29 protein-coding genes are annotated in these 23,564 nt (G+C 60.1%); 18 read left to right on the top strand and 11 right to left on the bottom strand.

All coding sequences use genetic code 11. The features are described 5' to 3' along the window. Positions 1–6: 6 nt before the first annotated feature. Both ACR0JW_RS18515 and ACR0JW_RS18510 read right to left on the bottom strand, forming a co-directional pair. Positions 7–1,458, bottom strand: coding sequence for a sensor histidine kinase (locus ACR0JW_RS18515; protein ID WP_480714286.1), 1,452 nt, complete (start codon positions 1,456–1,458; stop codon positions 7–9). Next, on the bottom strand, positions 1,455–2,192 hold the full coding sequence (locus ACR0JW_RS18510) for a response regulator transcription factor (protein WP_170824950.1): 738 nt from the start codon (positions 2,190–2,192) through the stop codon (positions 1,455–1,457). The genes ACR0JW_RS18515 and ACR0JW_RS18510 overlap by 4 nt, the downstream gene beginning before the upstream one ends. A 218-nt stretch (positions 2,193–2,410) precedes the next feature. Between ACR0JW_RS18510 and ACR0JW_RS18505 the strand changes: the two genes are divergently transcribed. From ACR0JW_RS18505 to ACR0JW_RS18490, 4 genes are read left to right on the top strand one after another with little or no spacing between them, the layout of a single operon-like run. Beyond that, positions 2,411–3,655 carry an ABC transporter substrate-binding protein gene (locus ACR0JW_RS18505; protein ID WP_170679930.1) on the top strand — a complete coding sequence of 415 codons (1,245 nt, stop codon included), beginning with the start codon at positions 2,411–2,413 and terminating at the stop codon, positions 3,653–3,655. Between the two features lie 57 nt (positions 3,656–3,712). Then, complete coding sequence (locus tag ACR0JW_RS18500; protein WP_170612976.1) at positions 3,713–4,585, top strand: carbohydrate ABC transporter permease; 873 nt, start codon at positions 3,713–3,715, stop codon at positions 4,583–4,585. After that, positions 4,578–5,477 carry a carbohydrate ABC transporter permease gene (locus ACR0JW_RS18495; protein ID WP_170444061.1) on the top strand — a complete coding sequence of 300 codons (900 nt, stop codon included), beginning with the start codon at positions 4,578–4,580 and terminating at the stop codon, positions 5,475–5,477. Before ACR0JW_RS18500 ends, ACR0JW_RS18495 begins: the two co-directional genes overlap by 8 nt. Before the next feature lie 3 nt (positions 5,478–5,480). Further along, positions 5,481–6,578 carry a sn-glycerol-3-phosphate ABC transporter ATP-binding protein UgpC gene (locus ACR0JW_RS18490; protein ID WP_170679928.1) on the top strand — a complete coding sequence of 366 codons (1,098 nt, stop codon included), beginning with the start codon at positions 5,481–5,483 and terminating at the stop codon, positions 6,576–6,578. Between the two features lie 58 nt (positions 6,579–6,636). Here the strand turns inward: ACR0JW_RS18490 and ACR0JW_RS18485 are convergent, their stop codons facing one another. Further along, positions 6,637–7,245, bottom strand: coding sequence for an MlaC/ttg2D family ABC transporter substrate-binding protein (locus tag ACR0JW_RS18485; protein ID WP_170612982.1), 609 nt, complete (start codon positions 7,243–7,245; stop codon positions 6,637–6,639). Continuing rightward, the gene (locus ACR0JW_RS18480) at positions 7,235–8,050 is read right to left on the bottom strand and encodes an MlaA family lipoprotein (RefSeq protein WP_480714285.1); all 816 of its coding nucleotides are present in this window, start codon (positions 8,048–8,050) and stop codon (positions 7,235–7,237) included. Before ACR0JW_RS18480 ends, ACR0JW_RS18485 begins: the two co-directional genes overlap by 11 nt. Positions 8,051–8,344: 294 nt before the next feature. Between ACR0JW_RS18480 and ACR0JW_RS18475 the strand changes: the two genes are divergently transcribed. From ACR0JW_RS18475 to ACR0JW_RS18460, 4 genes are read left to right on the top strand one after another with little or no spacing between them, the layout of a single operon-like run. Further along, the gene (locus tag ACR0JW_RS18475) at positions 8,345–8,800 is read left to right on the top strand and encodes a RidA family protein (protein WP_170612984.1); all 456 of its coding nucleotides are present in this window, start codon (positions 8,345–8,347) and stop codon (positions 8,798–8,800) included. Continuing rightward, on the top strand, positions 8,797–9,564 hold the full coding sequence (locus tag ACR0JW_RS18470; RefSeq protein ID WP_480714284.1) for a glycerophosphodiester phosphodiesterase family protein: 768 nt from the start codon (positions 8,797–8,799) through the stop codon (positions 9,562–9,564). Before ACR0JW_RS18475 ends, ACR0JW_RS18470 begins: the two co-directional genes overlap by 4 nt. Before the next feature lie 46 nt (positions 9,565–9,610). Further along, positions 9,611–10,798: a GNAT family N-acetyltransferase gene (locus ACR0JW_RS18465; RefSeq protein WP_170679924.1), complete on the top strand. Its 1,188-nt coding sequence runs from the start codon at positions 9,611–9,613 to the stop codon at positions 10,796–10,798. Continuing rightward, complete coding sequence (locus ACR0JW_RS18460) at positions 10,795–11,088, top strand: 4a-hydroxytetrahydrobiopterin dehydratase (RefSeq protein WP_170612990.1); 294 nt, start codon at positions 10,795–10,797, stop codon at positions 11,086–11,088. Before ACR0JW_RS18465 ends, ACR0JW_RS18460 begins: the two co-directional genes overlap by 4 nt. Here ACR0JW_RS18460 and ACR0JW_RS18455 read toward each other — a convergent pair. From ACR0JW_RS18455 to ACR0JW_RS18440, 4 genes are all read right to left on the bottom strand, one after another. Continuing rightward, positions 11,085–11,396, bottom strand: coding sequence for a hypothetical protein (locus ACR0JW_RS18455; RefSeq protein ID WP_170612992.1), 312 nt, complete (start codon positions 11,394–11,396; stop codon positions 11,085–11,087). The two genes, ACR0JW_RS18460 and ACR0JW_RS18455, sit on opposite strands and share 4 nt — an antisense overlap. A 53-nt stretch (positions 11,397–11,449) precedes the next feature. Continuing rightward, positions 11,450–11,797 (bottom strand): hypothetical protein, encoded by a 348-nt coding sequence (locus ACR0JW_RS18450; RefSeq protein WP_170612994.1) that lies wholly within the window; start codon positions 11,795–11,797, stop codon positions 11,450–11,452. 11 nt (positions 11,798–11,808) lie between these two features. Further along, a complete protein-coding gene (locus tag ACR0JW_RS18445) occupies positions 11,809–12,051 on the bottom strand; it encodes a glycine zipper 2TM domain-containing protein (RefSeq protein ID WP_480714283.1) in 243 nt (80 codons plus the stop codon). Positions 12,052–12,158: 107 nt separating this feature from the next. Further along, entirely contained in the window at positions 12,159–12,644 is a 486-nt protein-coding gene (locus tag ACR0JW_RS18440; RefSeq protein WP_170612998.1) for a peroxiredoxin family protein, read from the bottom strand. A gap of 99 nt (positions 12,645–12,743) precedes the next feature. Here ACR0JW_RS18440 and ACR0JW_RS18435 point away from each other — a divergent pair, with 99 nt between their 5' ends. The 4 genes from ACR0JW_RS18435 (at position 12,744) to ACR0JW_RS18420 (ending at position 15,437) form a co-directional block, all read left to right on the top strand. Continuing rightward, the gene (locus ACR0JW_RS18435; protein ID WP_170824946.1) at positions 12,744–13,955 is read left to right on the top strand and encodes an NAD(P)/FAD-dependent oxidoreductase; all 1,212 of its coding nucleotides are present in this window, start codon (positions 12,744–12,746) and stop codon (positions 13,953–13,955) included. Then, positions 13,952–14,512 carry a 16S rRNA (guanine(966)-N(2))-methyltransferase RsmD gene (gene rsmD, locus ACR0JW_RS18430; protein WP_170613002.1) on the top strand — a complete coding sequence of 187 codons (561 nt, stop codon included), beginning with the start codon at positions 13,952–13,954 and terminating at the stop codon, positions 14,510–14,512. The genes ACR0JW_RS18435 and rsmD overlap by 4 nt, the downstream gene beginning before the upstream one ends. A gap of 85 nt (positions 14,513–14,597) precedes the next feature. Continuing rightward, entirely contained in the window at positions 14,598–15,233 is a 636-nt protein-coding gene (locus tag ACR0JW_RS18425) for an HAD family hydrolase (protein WP_170824944.1), read from the top strand. Between the two features lie 24 nt (positions 15,234–15,257). Continuing rightward, positions 15,258–15,437, top strand: coding sequence for a hypothetical protein (locus tag ACR0JW_RS18420; protein WP_170679916.1), 180 nt, complete (start codon positions 15,258–15,260; stop codon positions 15,435–15,437). Here ACR0JW_RS18420 and map read toward each other — a convergent pair. After that, complete coding sequence (gene map, locus ACR0JW_RS18415) at positions 15,425–16,237, bottom strand: type I methionyl aminopeptidase (protein WP_170679914.1); 813 nt, start codon at positions 16,235–16,237, stop codon at positions 15,425–15,427. The two genes, ACR0JW_RS18420 and map, sit on opposite strands and share 13 nt — an antisense overlap. 179 nt (positions 16,238–16,416) lie before the next feature. On the opposite strand from map, the gene ACR0JW_RS18410 reads away from it, so the two are divergent. Then, complete coding sequence (locus ACR0JW_RS18410) at positions 16,417–18,093, top strand: tetratricopeptide repeat-containing sulfotransferase family protein (RefSeq protein ID WP_170679912.1); 1,677 nt, start codon at positions 16,417–16,419, stop codon at positions 18,091–18,093. A gap of 123 nt (positions 18,094–18,216) precedes the next feature. Here the strand turns inward: ACR0JW_RS18410 and sfsA are convergent, their stop codons facing one another. Beyond that, on the bottom strand, positions 18,217–18,918 hold the full coding sequence (sfsA, locus tag ACR0JW_RS18405) for a DNA/RNA nuclease SfsA (protein WP_170679910.1): 702 nt from the start codon (positions 18,916–18,918) through the stop codon (positions 18,217–18,219). A gap of 49 nt (positions 18,919–18,967) precedes the next feature. Between sfsA and ACR0JW_RS18400 the strand changes: the two genes are divergently transcribed. From ACR0JW_RS18400 to ACR0JW_RS18385, 4 genes are read left to right on the top strand one after another with little or no spacing between them, the layout of a single operon-like run. After that, the gene (locus ACR0JW_RS18400; RefSeq protein ID WP_480714282.1) at positions 18,968–19,690 is read left to right on the top strand and encodes a competence/damage-inducible protein A; all 723 of its coding nucleotides are present in this window, start codon (positions 18,968–18,970) and stop codon (positions 19,688–19,690) included. Continuing rightward, positions 19,687–20,397, top strand: coding sequence for a GNAT family N-acetyltransferase (locus tag ACR0JW_RS18395; protein ID WP_170679906.1), 711 nt, complete (start codon positions 19,687–19,689; stop codon positions 20,395–20,397). Before ACR0JW_RS18400 ends, ACR0JW_RS18395 begins: the two co-directional genes overlap by 4 nt. A gap of 14 nt (positions 20,398–20,411) precedes the next feature. Beyond that, positions 20,412–20,984, top strand: coding sequence for a peroxidase-related enzyme (locus ACR0JW_RS18390; RefSeq protein WP_480714281.1), 573 nt, complete (start codon positions 20,412–20,414; stop codon positions 20,982–20,984). After that, complete coding sequence (locus tag ACR0JW_RS18385) at positions 20,981–21,883, top strand: OmpA family protein (protein ID WP_170679904.1); 903 nt, start codon at positions 20,981–20,983, stop codon at positions 21,881–21,883. Before ACR0JW_RS18390 ends, ACR0JW_RS18385 begins: the two co-directional genes overlap by 4 nt. 83 nt (positions 21,884–21,966) lie before the next feature. On the opposite strand, the gene ACR0JW_RS18380 is transcribed toward ACR0JW_RS18385, so the two are convergent. Beyond that, positions 21,967–22,872, bottom strand: coding sequence for a LysR family transcriptional regulator (locus ACR0JW_RS18380; protein WP_170679902.1), 906 nt, complete (start codon positions 22,870–22,872; stop codon positions 21,967–21,969). A 229-nt stretch (positions 22,873–23,101) separates the two neighbouring features. Here ACR0JW_RS18380 and ACR0JW_RS18375 point away from each other — a divergent pair, with 229 nt between their 5' ends. Further along, complete coding sequence (locus tag ACR0JW_RS18375; RefSeq protein WP_170679900.1) at positions 23,102–23,542, top strand: DUF4399 domain-containing protein; 441 nt, start codon at positions 23,102–23,104, stop codon at positions 23,540–23,542. Positions 23,543–23,564: the final 22 nt, after the last annotated feature.

The raw sequence follows: 23,564 nt of genomic DNA, 5'->3' as shown, positions 1-23,564 counted from the left end.
GAGTCACTACTGCCGTGTGATGTGCAGACGGGCACGCAATCCCTGTTCTCCGGCCTCGAAGCTAAGTGTTCCACCATGCTGTTCGGCGATGGTTGCTGCGATCGTCAGACCCAAGCCATAGCCGTCAGAGGATCCGATATTCGACCCGCGCCGGAACGGTGCCATCAGCGCCTCGATATCCGCGGCGGTCAGGTCGGCGCCTTTGTCCTCGACCGTAATGGTGGCCGTCTGGGCATCTGTCGCAAGCTCGACCTCGGCCTGCCGCCCGTATTTCAGCGCATTGTCGATCAGATTGGTCAATGCGCGTTTCAGCGAAATTGGCCGCCCGATAACCAGAATGCGCCGCGTTTCGGGCATGGAGCCATGGCCGCGGCGCGACATGAAAACCGAACGCCCGCCTTCGACCAGAACCGGGGCGGCCTGTTTCAGGGTGACGGGCCGGTCCATGTCCTGGTAATCGGCCACCACGGATTCAACCAGCGCCGTCAGCGAGATCTGACGTGGTTCCTCGACACTGAGTTCGGACCGTGTCAAAGTCAGGACGCTTTCGATCATTCCGGTCATCTGGTCCACGTCAGCCTCGAGTTTCTCGCGCAGGTCGCGGTCGGGGATCAGAGCGGCGCGCAACCGAACGCGCGTAGCCGGTGTGCCCAGATCGTGACTGACGCCAGACAAGACAATGGCGCGCTTTTTCAGCTGCGCCCGTTCCGCATCAAGATGGTCGTTCACGGCCTCGACGATTTCGCGCAGTTCGCCGGGACCCTCGGTATCGTAGCTGTCCGGCCCGCCGCGCCGCTTTCGGTCGCGCAGTGCGTGTGAGAAACGGGTAAATGTATCGCTGACATTCCCGACCGAAGTGAGAAGGATCGCCAACGCAACAACGGCCACCAGAATTGCAGGCAGCCGGAGATCAGTTGGTGCGGCACCGCAGCCCCAGACGTCGGTTCCGTCCACCATCTGCCACGCACTGCGCCCAAAGCGGGCGATCAGAACCGGTTCGCTGCAATAGGTCGCCAGGAGCCGGGTCAGGCTGCCCATCTTTTCCGGCCCAGTCTGATCACTGCCCGAGAGAATGTCCGAAACGGGGTAAACCAGGCGGTCCGACATGACGGCCAGGGTCAGTTCGCGCCCGCTCAGCGGGGCGGAACTGTCGGTGAAGATCGACAGGTTGGTGACAAAACTGCGGTCCGACATGCCGGGCAGTTGTTCGAACTGGCCGACCTCGGCCAGGGCGGCGCTTGGCACGGGCAATCGGGTTATCGTGATGCCGGAGGGCGGGGTTTTGCCGACACGCAGGTCCTCATAGACCGCGAAGCCCGCAACTTGCGCCCGCGTCAGGAAGCCCTCCCACGCCTGCGCAGACGCAAACCAAAGCCCGGCTGAAACCAAACCGGCGGAAAACGCGGCGATTGTCCAGATCCAGCCCAGGCTGCGCAGACGCAACGCAGGCCTGTTCATGCGTCCTCTTCCACCGAAACGTCCGTGGCAAAGACATATCCCAGCCCCCGTTCGGTTCGCAGCATTTGCGGCTCTTTGGGATTGGCCTCGATCTTCGAACGCAGACGTCCCACCAGCATATCGATGGCGCGGCCCTGTGCCTCGCTCTTGTCGCCATCACCGGTGACGTCCAACGCTGCGGCGATCTCGACCCGGGTCAGCGGGATATGCGGATTGGCCAGCAACACCTTGAGCAATGCGCTTTCGCGCTGAGAAAGTGGCACCAGATAGCCCTCGGGCGAAAAAACCTCGTCCCGTTTGCCGTCATATACCCAGCCGGCAAAGCGAAAGGTCCGGGTGCGGCGCCGATAGGCCAGAGACGGCGTGCGCCGTGTCCGCTGCATCACGGCCCGCACCCGCGCCAGCAGCAGATGCGGGTTGAAAGGCTTGGCGATATAGTCATCCGCGCCCACCTCGTACCCGGCCATGCGCTGATGATCGGCGGACAAGGCGGACACGAATATGATCGGGACATCCTGTTCGCGCCGCAATCGGGCGCAGATGTCCACGCCGTTCTCATCTCCCAGCATGACATCCAGAAGAATAAGATCGATGCGCCCCGAGGACATATGCGTGCGGATCTCCATGTCCGAACTGGCGGGAAGTGCGATGAACCCGTTTTGTTGCAGAAACTGGGTCATCATCGACCGCATTTCGGGGTCGTCATCCACCACCAACAAGCGCGAAATGGTCACGCTTCTCCTCCCTGTCACGGTTTCTGTCCGGCTCGCCAATTGTAACGAACGGCAACAGATTCAAGTTCAACGTAACAGGCTGTAACAAATGGTGGGAAAAATTCCACCATTGCCGGGATTTACCCCGGATAATCATTGCCAGACGGCCATCCGCTATCCGTAGTATCGCGCATCGCCGCCGGTCCGGTGGCTAAAAAAGTATCTGGGAGGATCCCTTTATGAAACGTTTTGCATTGTCCGCAGTTTCGACACTGGCTGTGGTCGCAGGCACCTCGGTTACGGCCGAGCCGCAGGCCGAAGTTCTGCATTGGTGGACATCCGGCGGCGAGGCCAAATCGGTCGCCGTTCTGCAGGAAGAATTCGCCTCGAATGGCGGTACCTGGACTGACATGCCCGTTGCTGGCGGCGGTGGTGATGCGGCAATGACCGCGCTGCGGGCCCGTGTTCTGGCCGGCAACGCGCCGACCGCAGTTCAGTTGAAAGGCCCGGCCATTCAGGAATGGTACGAAGAAGGCGTTCTGGCTGACATCTCGAACGTGGCCGAGGCCGAAGGCTGGGCGGATGTCCTGCCCGCGTCGATCGCCGGTCACATGATGTGCGAAGGCACGTGGTGCGCCGCTCCGGTAAACGTCCACCGCATCGACTGGATCTGGGCGAACGCTGACGTGCTGGCCGCGAATGGCATCGAAATGCCCACGTCCTGGGAAGAGTTCAACGCTGCGGCCGAGAAACTTCAGGCCGCCGGTGTGATCCCGCTGGCCCATGGTGGTCAGTCCTGGCAGGACGCGACCGTATTCGAAGCGGTTGCTTTGGGTCTGGGTGGACCAGAGTTCTACCAGAAGGCCTTTGTTGATCTGGACCCGGAAACGCTGACCTCGGACACCATGGTTCAGGTCTTTGACCAGATGCGCACCCTGCGCGGGTTCGTCGACGAAAACTTCTCGGGCCGTGACTGGAACCTGGCCACCGCCATGGTGATGAATGGCGAAGCGGCGTTCCAGATCATGGGTGACTGGGCCAAGGGTGAATTCCTGGCGGCTGGCAAGAAGCCCGGCGAAGACTTCCTGTGCGCCTCGACCCCCGGCGACGGCTACCTGTACAACGTCGACAGCTTTGCCATGTTTGACGTGGAAGGTGACGACAAGCGCGCCGGTCAGGAACTGTTGGCCAAGCTGATCGTTGCGCCGAACTTCCAGGAAGTGTTCAACCTGAACAAAGGCTCGATCCCGGCCCGGACCGATGTTGCACTGGATGCGTTCGACATCTGCGCGCAAATTTCGGCCGAAGACATGGGCTCGACGTCGGCAGGAGGTTCTCTGCTGCCGTCCTACGCGCATGGTATGGCTCTGCGCGGTGCGCAGGCTGGTGCGATCACCGACGTTGTGACCGCGCATTTCAACTCGGATATGTCCTCGGCTGACGCGGTTCAGCAACTGGCGGACGCGGTGGCAAACAGCTACTGATCCAACTCGCTCTGCCCCCTATACTGAGGGGCAGAGCATCTTTCCCCGGAGGAAAAAATGTCCGAATGGCTGGAAAACCACCTGCCCAAGGTGGTGCTGGCACCGTCGTTCATCGCCGTATTGATCTTTGTCTACGGATTTATCGGATGGACCGCGTGGGTGTCGCTGACCCGATCGAAACTACTGCCGAAATACGAGATCAAGGGCTTCATCCAGTATGAACGCCTGTTTGACTCGCCCCGTTGGGATACGGCGATCAACAACCTGTATATCTTTGGCGCGCTGTTCATCGTAATCGCGATGATGCTGGGCCTGTTGCTGGCCATTCTGCTGGATCAGAAGATCCGCGTCGAAGGGGCGATCCGCACGATCTATCTGTACCCCATGGCACTGTCGATGATTGTGACCGGTACCGCGTGGAAGTGGATCCTCAACCCGGGCCTGGGTATCGAGGCGATGGTGCAGGGCTGGGGCTTTCCGAACTTCGAATTCGACTGGCTGGTGAACCCGGATTACGCCATCTACACCATCGTCATTGCTGCGATCTGGCAGAGCTCGGGCTTTGTCATGGCGCTGTTCCTGGCCGGTTTGCGTTCGGTGGATGGTGAAATCATCAAGGCCGCGCAGGTCGATGGTATCCCCACATGGCGCATCTATACTGCAATCATTATCCCCTCGATGGCCCCGATCTTCCTGTCCGCCTTCATCGTGCTGGCCCACCTTGCGATCAAGAGCTTTGACCTTGTCATCGCCCTGACGGGTGGCGGTCCGGGTTACGCGACCGACCTTCCGGCCACGTACATGTACGCCATGGCGTTTTCGCGTGGCGATATCGGTCAGGCAGCATCCTCCGCGATGATCATGATGCTGGTCGTCTTTGCGATCGTGGTTCCCTACCTTTACTCAGAGCTGAGGGCGAAAAATGACTGATCTGTCGATGCCCCAAACCCAAACCCGCACCCAAAGTGCCACCGGCAAGATTGCCCTGCGTTGGCTGCTCTATGTCCTTTTGGGACTGTTCGCGCTCTATTACCTGATGCCGCTCTTCGTGATGTTGACCACATCGTTGAAAAGCCTTGAAGAAATCCGCACAGGCAGCCTGATCTCTCTGCCGCGCGAGGTCAGTTTTGAGGCCTGGAAAACCGCGTGGTCCGGTGCCTGCACCGGTATCCAGTGCGAGGGCCTGCGGCCCTATTTCTGGAACTCGGTCCTGATCGCGGTGCCCGCAGTGGCCATCTCGACTCTGCTGGGCGCGCTGAATGGCTATGTCGTGGCGCAATGGCGGTTCAAAGGCGCGAATATCATCTTCTCGCTGATGCTGTTTGGCTGCTTTATCCCGTTTCAGGTCGTCCTGCTGCCGATGGCGCGCCTGTTGGGCATGATGGGGATTGCCGGGACCATTCCGGGCCTGATCTTTGTGCACGTGATCTACGGGCTGGGCTTCACCACGCTCTTCTTCCGCAACTACTATGTCACCATTCCGTCCGAACTGACCAAAGCGGCCCGCGTCGATGGGGCCGGGTTCCTGCGGATCTTCTGGTCGATCTTCCTGCCGCTGTCACTGCCCATTATCGTGGTGACCGTGATCTGGCAGTTCACGCAGATCTGGAACGACTTCCTGTTCGGCGTGTCATTCAGCCAGGCGGGTACACAGCCCGTGACCGTGGCGCTCAACAACATCGTAAACTCCACCACCGGCGTCAAAGAATACAACGTCGACATGGCGGCCGCGATCATCGCGGGGCTGCCGACGCTGCTCGTCTATGTCGTTGCCGGTAAGTATTTCATCCGCGGCCTGACCGCCGGTTCCGTGAAGGGATAACCCATGGCTCCCATCCTCGATATCAACAACCTGTATAAGAATTACGGTGCGACCGAGATTCTGAAGGACATCAACATCTCGATCGAACCGGGCGATTTCCTGGTGCTGGTCGGCCCCTCGGGCTGCGGCAAGTCCACCCTGTTGAACTGCATTGCAGGTCTGGAGCCGATCTCGGGCGGCACCCTTTCCATCGGTGGCAACGACATGACCCATGTCAGCCCCAAGGATCGCGACATCGCGATGGTGTTCCAATCATACGCTCTGTATCCGACCATGACTGTCGCCAAAAACATCACCTTTGGTATGAAGGTGCGAGGCGTCGATCAGGCCACGCAGGACGCGAAACTGAAAGAGGTCGCGTCACTGCTGCAGATCGAGCAGTTGCTGAACCGTCGCCCCAGCCAGTTGTCTGGTGGCCAACGTCAGCGTGTGGCGATGGGGCGGGCGCTGGTGCGCGATCCCAAGCTGTTTCTCTTTGATGAACCCCTGTCCAACCTTGACGCCAAGCTGCGGGTCGAGATGCGGACCGAGATCAAGAAGTTGCACCAGACGCTGGATGCCTCAATCGTCTATGTGACCCATGATCAGATCGAGGCGATGACGCTGGCCACCAAGATCGTCGTTCTGAAAGGTGGGATCGTGCAACAGATCGGCAGCCCGGCCGAGATCTACAACAATCCGGCCAACCTGTTTGTCGCTGACTTCATGGGCTCACCTGCGATGAACCTGATTCCGGCAAAAGCATCGAACACCGGGTCAGGCACCGAGATCGCAATCTCGCGCGGAGAGGGCGAAACACTGGTGCTGAACGATGCCCGCGACTTGTCCCTGCCCAAGGATGTGATCCTGGGCCTGCGCCCCGAGGATATCGCCGAAGCGGGTTTCCGCGCCGGAGCGGGCGTACAGGAGGCTGCGTGCATGGTCGATATGGTCGAACCGGCAGGCGCGGACACTTATGTGGTCTCGGAACTGGGCGGCAAACAAGTCACGGCGCGCCTGCATGCGGAAACCAGCGCACAGGCCGGTCAGATGCTGAACCTGGCTTTCGACATGAGCAAAGTGTCTTATTTCGCCGAAGAGACCGGCGAACGCCTCAACTGAAATGAAAAAGCGCCGCGCGAGGATTTCGCGCGGCGCTTTTTTGATCTCTCGAATGGGATCAGCTGAGCCGGTTCATGTCTTTGATCAGCCTGTTCAGGTCGCCGCCACGCGCATCCAGCATCGCTCCGACTTCTGTCCGTTCGGTCAGCAGCATGTTCACCCCTTCGATGAACATATTGAAGAACCGGTCACGCCCGGATTTGTCCGAGACCAGAAAGGTTACATCAAACGGCGCGGATCCCTTTAGCTTGACCGAGGTTCGGACCTCGTAGCCAGCCTTGATTTTCCGCGCGTCGCGAACAGTTACTTCGCCACCGATGAATTCGCGGAACCGGCGTCCGTATTTGGTGGAAATGTAGCCCTGAAACGCCTTGGTGAACTGTTTCAGCTGCGTTGGGCTGGCCGCGCGGCCGTCGGCGCCCAGCACATAACGCGCCATGATCGGCACATCGGCATATTGCACGAAGATCTTTTCAAAATCGCGCAACATGGCATTTTCGGATTTGCCCGAGGCGATCACGCGATTGATGTCGTCAACAACGCTGACAACCAAAGCCTTGGCACTGGCTTCGGTCTGGGCGAGCGCGGGCAGGGGGACTAGGGCAAGCGCAAGGCCTGCCAATCCGGTGGCAACAAAATCGCGTCTGTTCAGAGGGTTATTCGGCATAGGGGTCCTCGTAAGGGTCTAGATAGGGGTCCCTGACAGGGTCGGTTCCGGTTTCGGCATAGGGGTCAGTATAAAGACCCAGATAGGCGTCCTCATCGTCTCTGGCCAGTTCAAAGCGGCGATTTTGCAGGTAGATCGTGCGCGCCTGGGCATAGCTGTCGGCGCTTTCATACAGGATCGAGTCGATCGTGTCTGCAAACCGTCCCCGGTCACCCATCCGGCGTACAACTTCGGCATAGACGCCGATGTTGTCCACCGGGCGGACCGGGCTGAAATTGATCGGGTTCGAGAACAGGTTGACGATCACCCCGACCGAGTCCCGCGCGGTCGACGGACCATAGAAAGGCAGTTCGACATAGGCGCCTTCACCGACCCCCCAGACATGCAGTGTTTCACCGAAATCCGTATCCACAGGCGGCAGGTTCAATTCGCTTGCCGGGTCGGACAGGCCCACACCGCCCACGGTCGTATTGATCAGAAACCGCAGCAGCGCATTGCCGGACTGTTTGATATTGCCCTGCAAAAGATAGTCCAGGGCCTGACCGGGCATGGTCAGGTTCTCGGCGAAATGGTTGAAGCTTGTGACCATCGGGTCGGGCACGATCTTCACGTAGCCTTTCGAGGCGGGACGAAACAGAAACCGGTCAACTCCAAGGTTGAATTTGTGGATACCCCGGTTGGCATTTTCATACGGATCAAAGATTTCTCCGCGTGCGGCTTCGTCCTGCGGTTGGGATGCGCAGGCGCTCAGGACAGCAAACACAGACAGCAGGATCAGAGATTTCAGGCTGAATTTACTCGACACGGTCTTCGTTACTCCAATACATCCGTTGCGGGTACACCGGATACTTAATCAATGTGGCCTTTTTCAGCGCTTCAAGGCCCAATTCGCCGTCACATATGTGTTTCGCAATCACTTTGAAACACATAGCGTTTAACCCGCCGAAAGGAAGTAGGTAAAGTGACTCAAGTTCAACAGTTCAGAATAAGAAAAGTTTCGCCAAGGCCGATCAGCGATGAAAAATGACGGTTTCCAGCTTTCCCAACCGCGTGTTCGCGGTTAGCGTCCGCCCAAGTCAAACAAGGTGAGGATCATCACATGAGCATTGCAGCGAAACTGGAAAGCCTGGGCGTTGCCCTTCCCGACGCACCCGCACCGGCCGCGAACTACGTGCCCTTCGTACGTGTTGGCAACATCGTCTATGTCTCCGGTCAGATTTCCAAGGCCGACGATCTGATCACCGGCAAACTGGGCGACGACATGGATGTCGAGGCAGGCGCAGCTGCAGCCAGGGTGTGCGCCATTAACCTGCTGGCCCAAGTCAAGGCGGCTTGTGGCGGCGATATCGAGAAACTCGTGCGCGTTATCAAGCTGACCGGCTTTGTGAACTCGACCGCTGATTTCACGGCCCAGCCGCAGGTCATCAACGGCGCGTCCGATTTCCTGGTCGAGGCGCTGGGCGAAGCCGGTCGCCACTCGCGCTCGGCTGTCAGTGCGGCATCCCTGCCGCTGGGTGTCGCGGTCGAGATCGAAGGCATTTTCGAAGTCCAATGACGCCATCTCTGCCAGCAGAGTTCCTGCGAGCCCCGATTGCACATCGGGCGTTGCACGACATTGCGGATCACCGCCCGGAAAACAGCCGGGCGGCCATTCGCGCGGCTGTCGCGGCCGAGTACGGCATTGAGGTTGATCTGCAACTGACGGCCGATGACCGGGCCATGGTATTTCACGACTATGACATGACCCGGCTGACCGGGCGGCCTGGCCCGATACGTCAGACCACCTGCGCGCAGGCACAGGCCACGTCTCTGCTGCATGGCGATGACGGCATTCCCACGCTGGACGAGGTGCTGGAGCTGATTAGGGGCAAGGTACCACTGCTGATCGAGCTCAAGGATCAGGACGGTGCCATGGGCACTGATATCGGGCCGCTGGAACACGACACCGTGCGGGCACTGCGCGGGTATGAAGGCCCCGTGGCGCTGATGTCCTTCAACCCCAACAGCGTTGCGGAACTGGCGCGGCTTGCGCCGCATCTGCCACGTGGTCTGGTCACGTGTTCCTACGATCCAAAGGTGGAGCTTCTGCCGCAAAAGGTTTGCGACCACTTGCGCGAAATCCCGGATTTCGACCGGGTCGGTGCCGCTTTCATCAGTCACGAGGCGGAGGACCTTTCCCGCCCCCGCGTGGCTGAACTCAAGGCGCGTGGCGTGCCGATCCTGTGCTGGACCGTTCGCTCGCCCGGGCAGGAGGCCGAGGCGCGCAAGGTTGCCGACAACGTGACCTTCGAGGGGTATCTGGCGGCACATCCGGGTTGATCACGCCCCGGGCCGTCACAGATAAAGAACAGACGCGGGAGGGGATATGGATCAGGCACAGATTGAGGTTCGGGTTCTTGGGTCGCTCTCGCAGATACCTGCGGTCGAGTGGGACAGTTGCGCTTGTCCCGAGACTGATGATGGTGGGCGTCCGCTGGACCCGTTCACCACGCACCGGTTCCTGCTGGCGCTCGAAGAGAGCGGCTCGGTCGGGCGCGGTACCGGCTGGCAGCCGCAATATCTGGCGGCTTATCTGGACGGGATGCTGATTGCTGCCGCCCCGATGTATGCCAAATCGCACAGCCAGGGCGAGTATATCTTCGACCATAGCTGGGCCCATGCCTATGAGAATGCCGGCGGGCGCTACTATCCGAAGCTGCAAATCGCAGTACCTTTTACCCCGGCAACCGGGCGCCGTTTTCTGGTGCGCCCCGGCTATGAAGGTGTCGGCACGTCGGCGCTGGTTCAGGGCGCGGTGCAGCTGGCAGCCGACAACCGGGTCTCGTCAATCCACATAACCTTTTGTACCGATGATGAGGCGCGTGCAGGTGAGCAGATGGGACTGATGCACCGAACCTCGCAGCAGTTTCACTGGCTCAACGACGACTACACCGATTTCGATGCGTTTCTGAGGGCACTGTCGTCCCGCAAGCGTAAGAACATCCGCAAGGAACGGGCACAGGCAAACGGCTTCGGCGGAGACATTCGCACACTGACGGGCACGAATCTGCATCCCGACCACTGGGACGCTTTCTGGCGCTTTTACCAGGATACCGGGTCGCGCAAGTGGGGCGCGCCCTATCTGACGCGCCAGTTCTTTGATATTGCACAGGAAACCATGGCAGAGGACATGGCGTTGGTGTTGGCTGAACGCGATGGGTATCCGGTTGCCGGGGCGCTGAACTTCATCGGGCGTGAAACGCTGTTCGGACGCTATTGGGGCTGTGTCGAGCATCACCCCTGTCTGCATTTCGAGTTGTGCTATTATAGAGCGATCGACTTCGCCATCGCTCATGGCCTCAAACGGGTCGAGGCGGGCGCGCAGGGCGAGCACAAGCTGGCCCGCGGCTATCTGCCCACGCGTACGCACAGTCTGCACTGGATCGGCGATCCGGGATTTGCGGACGCTGTGCAGAATTATCTGGACGCCGAAGCCCGCGCGGTGGGAGAAGAGATTGAGATTCTGACGGACTATGGCCCGTTCAGAAAATCGAACCCGGAGGAACAGCAATGACCGAACTATTGTCGACCGAGACACGCGGCCCGCTACTGGATCCGTTGTTCAGGAACGGCTGGACGATGGTCGATGACCGGGATGCAATCACAAAAACCTTTATCTTCGAGGATTTTGTCCACGCTTTTGGCTGGATGACGCAGGTGGCGATCTTTGCGGAAAAGTGGAACCACCACCCCGAATGGTCGAATATCTACCGCACGGTCGAAGTGGTCCTGTCCACCCATGACGTAGGCGGCCTTTCCGCGCTGGATGCCAAGCTGGCGCGCAAGATGGACAGTCTGCTCTAGCCCCGGTCGCTACCCGAGCCCACACCGCCCGCCAATGATGCGGCTACGCCCATCTGTTCGAATTCAGCCGGAGTAACCGTGCCATCGCTGACATTGATGCCGCCTGGAATCCGGGTTGTCTTGTTGCCGATCGACCGGACGCTGCGCGCCGCCGGGTTAATATCGAGACAACGTGTCTGATAACAGGTCAGACCATTGGTGTTGATCTGGATACGCGCCTGCCCGTCGGGGCCTGTCACTACCGGGGCCTGCGGGACGTTACAGGCCGCCATCACGCTCAGAACACCAAGGCCAATCCATTTGTTCATCAAAGGCTCCTGTCCCATCAGATCAGCCCCGGTTGTTCCGCGGCCGGTCCGTTTCAGTCCAGCTGGCCATTGCCGTCCTGGTCGGCGGCCAGAAAATCTTGGTTCATCTGTGCGTCATATTCGGCACGAGAAACCTGGCTATCGTTGTTGCGGTCCACTTTCCGGAACATGTCGAGACTTAGAAAGGGTTTCGCTTCGGCCTGACCCAGGGTGCCATTCTTGTCCTCATCCATTGCCTGAAAGGCATAGTCGGAAAAGGCGTTGAACTCGTCCCGCGACAGGAAGCCGTCGTTGTTTCCGTCGATGGCGTTCAGCTCGCCCTCATGCAATTCGGCGACGCTTTCCGCGGAAACGGCACCGGCCATCATCATGGCCATGATCACTATAATACCACGTTTCATCCTGCCTCTCCTCAGCACGCGTAACGTTGACCGGACACGCCACCGGCTGCCGCACCGGCTGCCGTCAGGATCGTTTGGCCCGATCCGCCGCCAAACTGATTGCCGATGGCCCCGCCAATCAGCGCACCACCCAAGGTCCCGCTGAGGCAGGCAATCTCATGCTGCCGTGCGGCTTGCTGCTGCGGTGTGGGGGCCGGTCCACAGGCCGCCAACAAGCCTGCGCCACCTAAAATCAAAGGAAAAATCTTTAGCATCATAAACAAACTCCCCGGTTATATGTGCCAAGTATTCGCACTTCGGGGCGTTGCATCAAGTTAAATGCACTTTAACCGGCCCCGGCTTGCCCCGGGGCCTTCCAATTTCAGATGACGTCCAGCAGACCTTCGCCGGCCGAAATTTCACATGCGCCCGGGCTTTCTTCGAGGTTCAGCGCCACGACCCGGCCATCTTCGACCAGCATCGCATAACGTTTCGACCGCGCGATCAGACCCGCGGGCGGGGCGTCGAAGTCCATTCCGATGGCTTTCGTGAACTCGGATGCTGCATCGGCCAGCATGGTCAGGCCCGCATCCGAGGCGCCCGTCGCCTCGCCCCATGCTTTCATCACGAACGGATCGTTGACCGAGATGCAGATGATCTCGTCGACGCCTTTGGCGCTGAACTGATCCTTGGTGCGCATGAAGCTGGGCACATGCGCCGAATGGCAGGTCGGCGTGAATGCGCCCGGTACGGCAAAAATCACCACCTTGCGCCCTTTGGTCTTGTCCGACACCCGAACCTCTTCCGGGCCTTCCGCACCGATCTGGGTCAGCGTGGCCTCGGGCAGCATATCACCTGTTGAAATCATTTTAGCGCTCCTGTCATTTGGATTTGCAGAGTCGGTCCCTGCCGCAATATAGGTGAGCGAATCAAGTTAACCACGGGAATTCGACAGGGTGAGAGGAACATGAGCCATATTGTCGTGATTGGTGCCGGTCAGGCCGGGTCTTCGCTAGTTGCCAGACTGCGCAAGGACGGGTTTGAGGGGGACATTACCCTGATCGGGGCCGAGCCGCATCTGCCCTACCAGCGCCCGCCATTGTCCAAAGCCTACCTGTTGGGTGAGATGGAGCTGGAACGCCTGTTCCTGCGACCCGAAAGCTTCTATGCCGAGAACAATATCACCCTGCGTCTCGGCCAGCGTGTCACCGCCATCGACCCAAAGGCAAAAACCGTGACTCTGGGCGATGAGGTCATTCCCTACGACGAGCTGGCACTGACCACCGGATCGGACCCGCGCCGCCTGCCCGCATCCATAGGCGGGGATCTGGACGGCGTGCACGTGGTGCGTGATCTGGCCCATATCGACGAGATGGAGCCCCGTGTGACAGACGGCGCACGCGCGTTGATCGTGGGCGGCGGTTACATTGGCCTCGAGGCTGCGGCGGTCTGCGCCAAGCGCGGAGTCAAGGTGACGCTGGTCGAGATGGCCGACCGCATCCTGCAACGGGTCGCTGCCCGCGAGACCAGCGACTATTTCCGCGCCCTGCACAGTGAATATGGCGCCGACATCCGCGAAGGCGTCGGGCTGGACCGTCTGGTTGGCGACAACGGCAAGGTCACCGGCGCGGTACTGACCGACGGCACCGAGCTTGCGGTTGATTTCGTGGTGGTCGGCGTTGGTATCGCCCCGTCGACCCAATTGGCTGAAATGGCAGGCCTGGAACTGGACAACGGCATCAAGACCGACGCCCATGGCCGCACTTCTGACCCGTCGATCTGGGCGGCGGGCGACTGCGCGTCCTTCCCGCACAAGGGCGATCGTATCCGCCTTGAAAGCGTGCCAAACGCCATCGATCAGGCCGAGATCGTGGCCCAGAACATGCTGGGGGCTGCAAAGGACTATGTTGCAACGCCGTGGTTCTGGTCAGACCAGTACGACGTGAAACTGCAAATCGCGGGGCTGAACACCGGTTATGACCGCGTTGTGACCCGAAAGGGCGAGGGTCAGACGGTGTCGTTCTGGTATTACAGCGGGGATCGGTTGATTGCCGTTGATGCGATGAACGACCCGCGCGCCTACATGGTCGGCAAGCGCCTGATCGAAATGGGCAAGACGGCGGATCCGGCCACTGTGGCCGACCCCGACGCGGACCTGAAACCGCTGCTCAAGGCGTGAGGATCATCGCCGGAGACTTCCGGGGCCGCGCGCTGGCCCCGGTCGGCAAGGGGGACGCAGGCGCGCATTTGCGCCCCACCACGGACCGGGTCCGCGAAAGCCTGTTCAACGTTCTGGCCCACAAGATCGATTTTGACGGTCTGCGTGTGCTGGACCTGTTCGCGGGCACAGGCGCATTGGGGCTCGAGGCGCTGTCACGCGGAGCATCTCATGTGACCTTTGTCGATGACGGGCGCGTGGCGCAGGGGCTGATCCGACGCAATATCGACCTGACCCGCAGTGCCGACCGCACCAACCTGATCCGCCGCGATGCGACCCGGTTGGGGGAAAACCCCGGCGCGCCCTGTGATCTGATCTTTCTGGATCCGCCTTACGGCAAGGCGCTGGGCCAGAAGGCAATCGCCGCTGCCCTGACCGGCGGCTGGATCAGCGACCACGCGGTTCTGGTCTGGGAAGAAAACTCTGCCATGGTTGTACCTGAGGGGTTCAGCCTGCTGGATGCACGGAAATACGGCGACACCCATATCTCATTGATGCAGCGTGGCGTTTCAGATTGAAACGGCCTGCGCGGAGTGACGCCGAGCCCAGATTTGCAGGCTGGTCGATCCTCGGCTAGCTCAACCGAAAAAGGCGGAGGACCCCATGCACGATCTGGTCATATTCGATTGCGACGGAGTTCTGGTTGATAGTGAGGTCATCTCGAACCGGGTCTTGATGGAAAATCTGGCGCGATACGGGCTGAGCCTGTCACTGCCGGATTGTATGTCTCTGTTCGTGGGAGGAACCATGGCAGGTGTCCGGGACAAAGCGCGGGCTTTGGGCGCGGACCTGCCCGAGGACTGGACCGATCAGGTTTATGCGGAAACATACGAAAAGCTGCGAGCGGGCGTGCCGTTGGTGGCAGGTGTGCAAAGCCTGCTGACGCTATTGGATCAGAAGGGCATTCCGTTCTGTGTCGCGTCCAATGGAAGCCCGGACAAGATGCGGATCACATTGGGCCAGAATGGATTGTGGGACCGGTTCAGCGATGTGATGTTTTCCGCCCATGTGCTGGGAACCGGCAAACCCGAGCCGGATATGTTTCTGGCCGCCGCTGAACGTTTCGGTTCGATGTCCCCGGTGGTGATCGAAGACAGCGTGAATGGCGTCACTGCCGCCATTCGTGCCGGAATGCGGTGCCTGGGGTTTGCCGCCCATGACGATGGGGCATCTCTGGCGCAATTGGGGGCAGAGGTGTTTCACGACATGGCCGACGCCCCGCGGCTTTTGGGAATCTGAGCTGGGCGTGCTACCATCCCTGATATGGACCGCGCCTTACCGTCTCCGTTCTGGACGATCACATCCGATACCGACACAACGACCGGCCCGCCGCCAAAGCCGCGTCGCGCGCCCGTGTTTATCCACGACGCAATCACCCCATGGGGTGAGGAGACGATGCTGCTGAAACTGCTGCGCGAGCAGGCTGCCGATCAGGAAGAATAGGTCGGGTGGAACTTTCCGCCTGGTGACAGGGTAAAGATCTCGACCCCGTCCGAAGTCACCCCTACCGAATGCTCGAATTGCGCCGACAGCGACTTGTCGCGGGTAACAGCGGTCCAGTCATCGGCCAGGGTCTTGGTTTCGGGACGGCCCAGGTTCACCATCGGCTCGATGGTAAAGAACATGCCTTCTTCCAGTTTGGCTCCGGTACCCGGACGACCGTAATGCAGCACGTTCGGCGGGGCGTGGAAGACCCGGCCCAGACCGTGGCCGCAGAAATCGCGGACAACGCTCATCCGATGGGCCTCGACATAGGTCTGAATGGCATGACCGATATCGCCGAACGTATTGCCGGGCTTGACCATTTCGATGCCCTTAAACAATGCGTCATGGGTTACCTGGATCAGCCGTTCCGCCTTGCGCGGCAGTTTGCCCGCAACATACATGCGCGACGTGTCGCCGAACCAGCCATCAACAATGACGGTGACGTCGACATTGAGGATATCGCCGTCCTTCAGCTTCTTGTCGCCGGGGATGCCGTGGCAGACCACGTGGTTCACGCTGATGCAGCTTGCGTGCTGATAGCCCTTGTAACCGATAGTTGCCGATGTCGCGCCCGCATCTTCGACCATCCGCGTGATGAGACCGTCAATCGCGCCCGTCGTCTGACCCGGAAATACGTGGTCGGCAATGTCGTCGAGAATCCGCGCCGCCAGCGCCCCTGCCGAATGCATCCCGGCAAAGTCACCCTGTTCATAAATGCGGATGCCGTCCTTGGTCAGACGGCCACGATGCTCTTTCATCGACGCTAAGCTCCAAATGTGTCGCGCAGCATTCCTTTTACGCTGCTTGTGCAGAAAGTACCAGAGGGTGCAGGGTAGCACCTGCAGTCGGAGGGTTGCCTCATCTCTGGTAGACCCTGCGGGCAGAATGAAATAGCACATGGCAAAAGCCGCCGGGTTTGTGCAAATGATAGAAAGGCATGGCAATGCAAAAAGCTGATCAGCTGAGGGCCGAAATCGCCAGCATCAGCGATCTGCTCAGGAAAGGCCGGGCCGATCGGGCTTTCAAACGGGCAACCAAGGCCGCCAAGAAATGGCCGAACGTGTCGGCATTGCCAAGACTTGCCGGTCTGTGTGCGATCCAGCAGGGCAAGTTCCCTCTGGCCCAGACTTATTTCGAACGGGCATGGCGGCTGGAACCCGGAAACGCGGATTTGATCCAGAATTACGGCATGAGCCTTGTTCAGGGTGGCGACGCTGGCAAGGCGCTGGCGTTCATTGACAAAATCGGCGCGCGCGCACCCCTGACGCCACCCCAGCAGTTCATTCGCGCGATGGCGTTTCTGCGAGAGCAGAAGGAACAAAAGGCGTTGGAAGCCGTTGATCTGGTGCTGAAACGCCAGCCCGGCAATCTCGAGGCGCAGTGCCTGAAAGCCGACATTCTGGACGAATTGCGCCGCTGGGATGATGCGGTCGGGCTCCTGACGGCGCTTGTCAAACAGCATCCCAAGTTTCAGTACGGGCAATTGCGACTGTCCAAGGCTCTGGCCGGGGTCGGTCGGCTGGACGAAGCCCTGAAACACGCACGTCTCGCGCTTGCCTTGGCGCCCGGTCATCCGGAAACACTGGAGTTCATTTGCAAGCTGCCGGGCCTGAAGCAGGACGATCTGCCTGCCTTGCAGGCTCAGGTCTCAAAATTCCTCGGCGAGGGGCCGATCGCCAACCGTGAAAGTGCCTCGCTGATTCACTTCGCCGCCGCAAGCCTTGCGCGTCTGGACAAGGACATGGCGCAGGAGATGCATCATCTGGACGAGGCGCACAAACTGCGGCGCGACGGTTTGGAAAGTCTTGAGGAGAGCCGCGAGAAGGAATGCCGCGACCGTCTTGCTGCGCCTTTGCCGAAGGAATCTTCGGACCCGCGAACCGACATTCCCCGCCCGATCTTCGTTGTCGGCCTTGCCAGATCGGGCACGACTCTGGTCGAGCGTATCCTGTCGGCACATTCACGGGTACAGGGGCTTGGAGAGCTTGCCACCGTTCAGTTCTGGGTGATGAAGGAGGAAAGCCTGCATTCACAGGCGCAACCGCTGACGGATTACTATGTCGAGCGCCTGCCCGAGCTGAACCGGGACGCCGCGGCCTTTGTGGACAAGATGCCGGGCAACTACGCCTATCTCGGCGCGATTGCACAGGCCTTTCCCAATGCGTTGATCCTGAACGTCCAGCGCGATCCAAGGGACGTCGCCCTGTCGATGTGGCGCGAGAATTTCGGTGCGCAGGGGATGTATTTCACCCATGACTTCAAATGGATGGCGGCCGAGGCCAACCGTTACCGCCGCTACATACAGCACTGGCACAAGGAACTACCGGGCCGTATTCACGAGATCCGGTACGAGTATCTGGTCAACAATCTGCAGGACGCCGCAGCAGAGCTTGCCCGGGTTTGCGACCTGTCGTTCGAAGAAAGCATGCTGGCGCCGCAATCCTCATCGGACGCGGTCAAAACCGCCAGCAGCCTTCAGGTCCGCCGGCCCGTCAGCACGTCGTCGGTCGGGCGTTGGCGCGAGGTGGCGGATCACTTGGCGCCATTTGTGAAGCGACTGGATGCGGAGCTTTGGCCGGAGGTGTACGGAGAGGCTCAAGACGCCGTGAAGTAAGAGGCCCAAATTCAAGGAGACCCATGAACTCCACCTTGCCAGGAAACGCAGGTAACCCGTCGATATCAGTGTGGTGATCCAAATCTGGGTTGAAACGAAACGCCTGCGCCGTGCAAGGCGTCTTTAGGTGGGAATGGGTCTCGGGTTTACCCAAACACCTTCCGGCGAAATCCGCGTTCCGTAAACCAGCCGCTCGACGCCCTGCGCCTGCGCGGCCTCGAAGGCTGCCGCATAGGCGGGGTCGATATCGTCGGCCAGCGCAAACCGGTCGCAATCGGTGCGCTGCACCAGATAAAGCATAATGGCGCGGTGTCCTTGTGTGGCCATCGCCGCCAGCTCGCCCAGATGTTTGGTGCCGCGCGCGGTTACGCTGTCTGGGAACTCGGCCAGACCGGGCTGGCGGGACAGTGTGACGCTTTTGACCTCGACATAGGCGTCCGGCAGCCCAGGCCCGGTCAGAAGGAAATCGATGCGGCTGTTCTGGCCGTATTTCACCTCGGCTCGGATGGTTTCATATGCCGCCAGTTCCGGGATTTCACCGGCGTTCAGTGCTGCGCGCAGGGCTTTATTCGGAACCGATGTATCGACCCCGGTGAAATGTCCGGTTTCGTGATCGACCAGCCGCCAGCCGTATTTCAGCTTTTTCTTCGGATCGTCATTGGGCTCCAGCCAGATTTGCTCACCCGGTTCGGCCAGCCCCATCATCGAGCCTGGGTTGGCGCAATGGGCTGTAACCTCGCGCCCGTCCTCAAGCGTGCAGTCGGCCAAGAAGCGTTTGTATCGGCGGATCAGGCGGGCGGGGACAAGAGGGGTTTCAAATCGCATGTCTCACGGCCTATACCTGCCCAAACGGTCGATCAAGAGGGGAGCGCACATGGCCAATCCAACCGCCGCAATGCTGGTGATCGGGGATGAAATCCTGTCCGGCCGCACCCGCGACGCCAATATGCACTATCTTGCTCAGGAGCTGACCAAGCACGGCATCGACCTGAAAGAGGTCCGCATCGTTTCAGATGAGGCACCGGCCATCGAGGCGGCGGTCAGGGCGCTGTCCGATGCGCGCGATCATGTCTTCACCAGCGGTGGCATCGGCCCGACCCATGACGATATCACCGCCGATTGCATCGCCCGCGCGTTTGAAACCCCAATTGATATTCGCGCCGACGCACGTGCCCTGCTGGAGGCGCATTACGACAAGTCGGGGCTGGACCTGAACGCTGCCCGTCTGCGCATGGCGCGCATTCCGGACGGTGCCGTACTGATCGAAAACCCGGTCTCGACGGCGCCAGGCTTCACCATCGAAAACGTGCATGTGATGGCTGGGGTGCCCTCCGTCTTTCAGGCCATGGTGGCCAGCGTTCTGCCCACGCTGACCGGCGGCAGCCCGTTGTTGTCGCAGACCCTGCGCATTGACCGCGGTGAAGGGGATATCGCGCAAACCCTGGCGTCGCTGGCCGAGGAGTTTTCCGATCTGACCATCGGCTGCTACCCGTTCCAGATCAACGGGGTCTTTGGTGCCAACGTCGTCGTGCGCGGCACCGATGGTGCCCGCATCGACGCCGCAACCACCCGCCTGGCGAAAGAGCTTCAGCTTTGAGCGTCAACTGGGAAGCCGTGGTGGATGGCACATGGCCAGCCGCCGCGTACGAAACAATCGGGCCGTTCCGGCTGCGGCAAGGGCAGGGTGGCGGCTCTCGGGTGTCCGCCGCCAGTGCGACTTCTTCCGCGACCGAAGCCGATATTGATGCGGCCGAGAAAGCTATGGTGGAACTGGGGCAGAAACGCCTCTTCTGTCTGCGTCCGGGGGACGACGCGCTGGATGCCCAGCTTGCCGGACGCGGCTACACGGTGCTTGATCCGGTCAACATCTACACCTGCCCGGTCGGGCATTTGACGGACGTGCCGGTGCCGCGCGTGACTGTTTTTACCATCTGGAAACCGCTTGCGATCATGTGCGAGATTTGGGCAACGGCCGGTATCGGGCCACAGCGTCTGGCCGTCATGGACCGGGCGGATGGCCCGAAGACCGGCCTGCTTCTGCGGCGCAAGGACCAACCGGCGGGGGTTGGATTTGTGGCTGTACATGAAGGGGTTGCCATGATGCATGCTTTGGAAATCCTGCCCGCCCATCGCCGACAGGGTCTGGGACAATGGGCCATGCGCGCCGCGGCCTTATGGGCGCTGGACAACGGCGCCCATACCTTTAGCGTGATCTGCACCAAGGCAAATACCGGCGCCAATCGTCTCTATCACTCGCTTGGGATGGAGATCGCCGGAGAGTATCACTACCGCCAGCTGGCCTGAGGAGAAAGACAGCCGTGCCCGATCAAGACATGCCCACAGCGCTGAACCTCCCCATGGTCGACCCGCTGCCGCCCGAGACACAGAAGTATTTCGACATCTGCGTCGAAAAGCTGGGCATGGTGCCAAATGTGCTGAAGGCCAATGCGTTTGATATCGACAAGCTGAACGCGTTCACCGCGATGTATAACGATCTGATGCTGGCAGACAGCGGGCTGACCAAGCTGGAACGCGAGATGATCGCGGTTGTGGTCTCGTCCATCAACAAGTGTTTCTACTGCCTTGTGGCCCATGGCGCAGCCGTCCGGCAATTGTCCGGCAACCCGCAGCTGGGCGAGATGCTGGTGATGAACTACCGCGTGGCGCCGTTGGACGACAAGCAGCGTGCGATGCTGGATTTCGCCGCCAGAATGACGACAGCCAGCGCCGAGATCGAGGAAACCGACCGCCAGCGGCTGCGTGACGTTGGTTTCTCGGATCGTGATATCTGGGACATCGCCAACGTGACCGGCTTTTTCAACATGTCGAACCGGGTGGCCAGCGCCACGGGTATGGTCCCGAACGACGATTATCACGCCCAGTTCAGATGATCCGCCGCGTTGCCCTTTGCCTGTTGATGCTGGCCGCTCCGGCAGCGGCGCAGGACCTGACGATGCCAACCGGTGCCCGTCAGATCAGCGACCGTACCAGCCCGCTGGACAGTTACGCACTGCCGACCGGTCCGTTCGCCGATGGCGCAGTCCCGACACGCGAGGTCGAGGGGCGGGTCGAACGCTTTACCTGGAAGCTTCAGGCCGGATCCAGCACGACGTTGCAGATTCTGGCCCCGCTCAGGGATCAGCTTGTCGCGCAGGGCTTTGATATTGGGTTCGAATGTGAGGCCCGCGCCTGTGGCGGTTTCGATTTCCGCTTTGGCATCGAAGTGGTTCCGACGCCCGACATGTATGTCGCCATTCAGGATTATCGTTTTCTGTCCGCCTCGCGCGATCTGGAAGTGCTGAGCCTGCTGGTCAGCCGCAATCCGCCCGACGGGTACGTGCAGATGATCCGTGTTACACCAGTGGCGGAAACCGCGCCGCCCCCGGTTGTGGTCGAGGAAACGGTCGAAACCGAAGGTGGCCTGCTGGCGGACTTGCAGCAGAATGGGCATGTCATTCTGGACGACCTGCATTTCAGCACCGGTGAAGTTAATTTGGGCGAGGGTCCGTTTGCCTCATTGGCGCTGCTGGCGGGGTTTCTGGGCGACAATCCCGACCTGCGCCTGGCGCTTGTGGGCAACACCGATGACACCGGCGACCTGCAAGCCAATATCTCGGTCAGCACAAAACGCGCCCAATCGGTCCGTACCCGCCTGATCGAGGCACATGGCGTCGCGCCGGACCGGATCGAGGCGGAAGGCGTTGGATATCTGGCACCGATCACCTCGAATGCAACGCCGGAAGGCCGTGATCTCAATCGCCGGGTCGAGGCGGTTTTGCTGATCAATTAGGTGTCAAACAGACCTGCCTAGGCTGCGACAAAAAAAGGCCCGCACAAAAGGCGTGCGGGCCGTTCAGTTGCCACGGGGAGAATTTACCAGTCCATCGGACCCTTGTCGCTGAATGAATCAGCCAGAAAATCAATGAATGCTCGTACCTTGGGCTGCGTGAAGCGGCCGGGCGGGTAGACGGCATAGACGCCCTGTACCTCATCCGGCAGGGACGGCATCGCGTCCTGTACCGCGCCGGACTTCATCGCGTCGGCATAAAGATAGCTGGGCAGGTAGGCGATACCCAACCCTGAGATGGCGGCGTTCAGCAGGGATTGGCCGTCATTGACGCTCAGCCATCCGGCGGTGCGAACCTGCCGCTTTTCGCCCGAGGGTGCAGTCAGTTTCCAGACATTGCCGGATGACTGGCTGGAATAGTGCAGAAGCTTGTGTTCGTTCAGATCGTCAATCTTCTGCGGGCGTCCGTATTTCTCGATATAGCTGGGGGCCGCAACCATCCGTTTGACGGTTTCGGTCAGCTTGCGTGCGCGCAGCGTGCTGTCTTCCAGCTCTCCGATTCGCACTGCGACGTCGAACCCCTCTGAGATCAGCTCCACGTACCGGTTGTTCAGCACCATGTTCACGGTGATGTCGGGATAGGCCGACAAAAAGCCGGACAACACAGGCGACAGGTGATTCACACCAAAATCCGTGGCCACGCTGATCCGCAGCAGACCGGACGGTGCGGACTGCATCGATGTCACCAGCGCGTCCGCTTCGCCTGCGTCATTCAGCACCCGGCGGGCACGATCATAATAAGCCAGCCCGATCTCAGTGGGCGAAACGCGGCGCGTTGTCCGGTTCAGCAGTCTAGCACCCAATCGTGCCTCAAGGCTCGATACATGCTTGGAGACAGCCGATTTGGAGATGCCCATCTTTTTGGCCGCATCTGTAAAGCCGCCCTGATCCACTACATTGGAAAAGGCTTCCATTTCGGTCAATCGGTCCATTCGCGTACCCCAGGTCTTGGTTCTTTGCCTGACCATGGCCCTGAACTTGGGCGGAAACGGGGCAGACATGGGATAATATCTGGGATTTGATTCGGATCGTTTGCACATGGGAAACGCTGAAACAGTGGTTTCCATGCGCGCTACAGGACGTGCCTTGTCAGCAAATCAGGGGATAATTGCCCAATCGTGCTATGTTGAGAATGGCAAATTTGTGTCCAGGGAGGGAATCATGAAATCATTTTTTGGTGTTGCCGCGCTTTGCCTGTCCGCTTCGCTTGCGCTGGCCCAGGGTGAGACGCCGTCAAACCCCGACGCCCGGGTCTATTTTGTCAATCTCGCGGATGGTGCCACCGTCCAGTCGCCGGTCACGGTGGTGTTTGGCCTCAGCGGCATGGGGGTTGCCCCTGCGGGGACGGAAAAGGAAAACACCGGCCATCACCACCTGCTGATCGACCGCCCGCCATTGGGTGAGGGCGAGGACGGAGCGGACGAGCTGTCCTATGGCCTGCCCGCAGACGACAATCACCTGCATTTCGGTGGCGGCCAGACCCAGGTAACGCTGGACCTTGCGCCGGGCGAACACACGCTGCAACTGGTTTTGGGCGATGCGGGCCACGTACCGCATGCGACCCCGATTGTGTCCGAGGTGATTACGATTACGGTGGAATAAGCTAAAGGTCGCGCAGTCTATG

Source organism: Ruegeria sp. BG6, from assembly GCF_056538465.1.
This window is presented reverse-complemented; position numbering and strand designations above follow the sequence as displayed.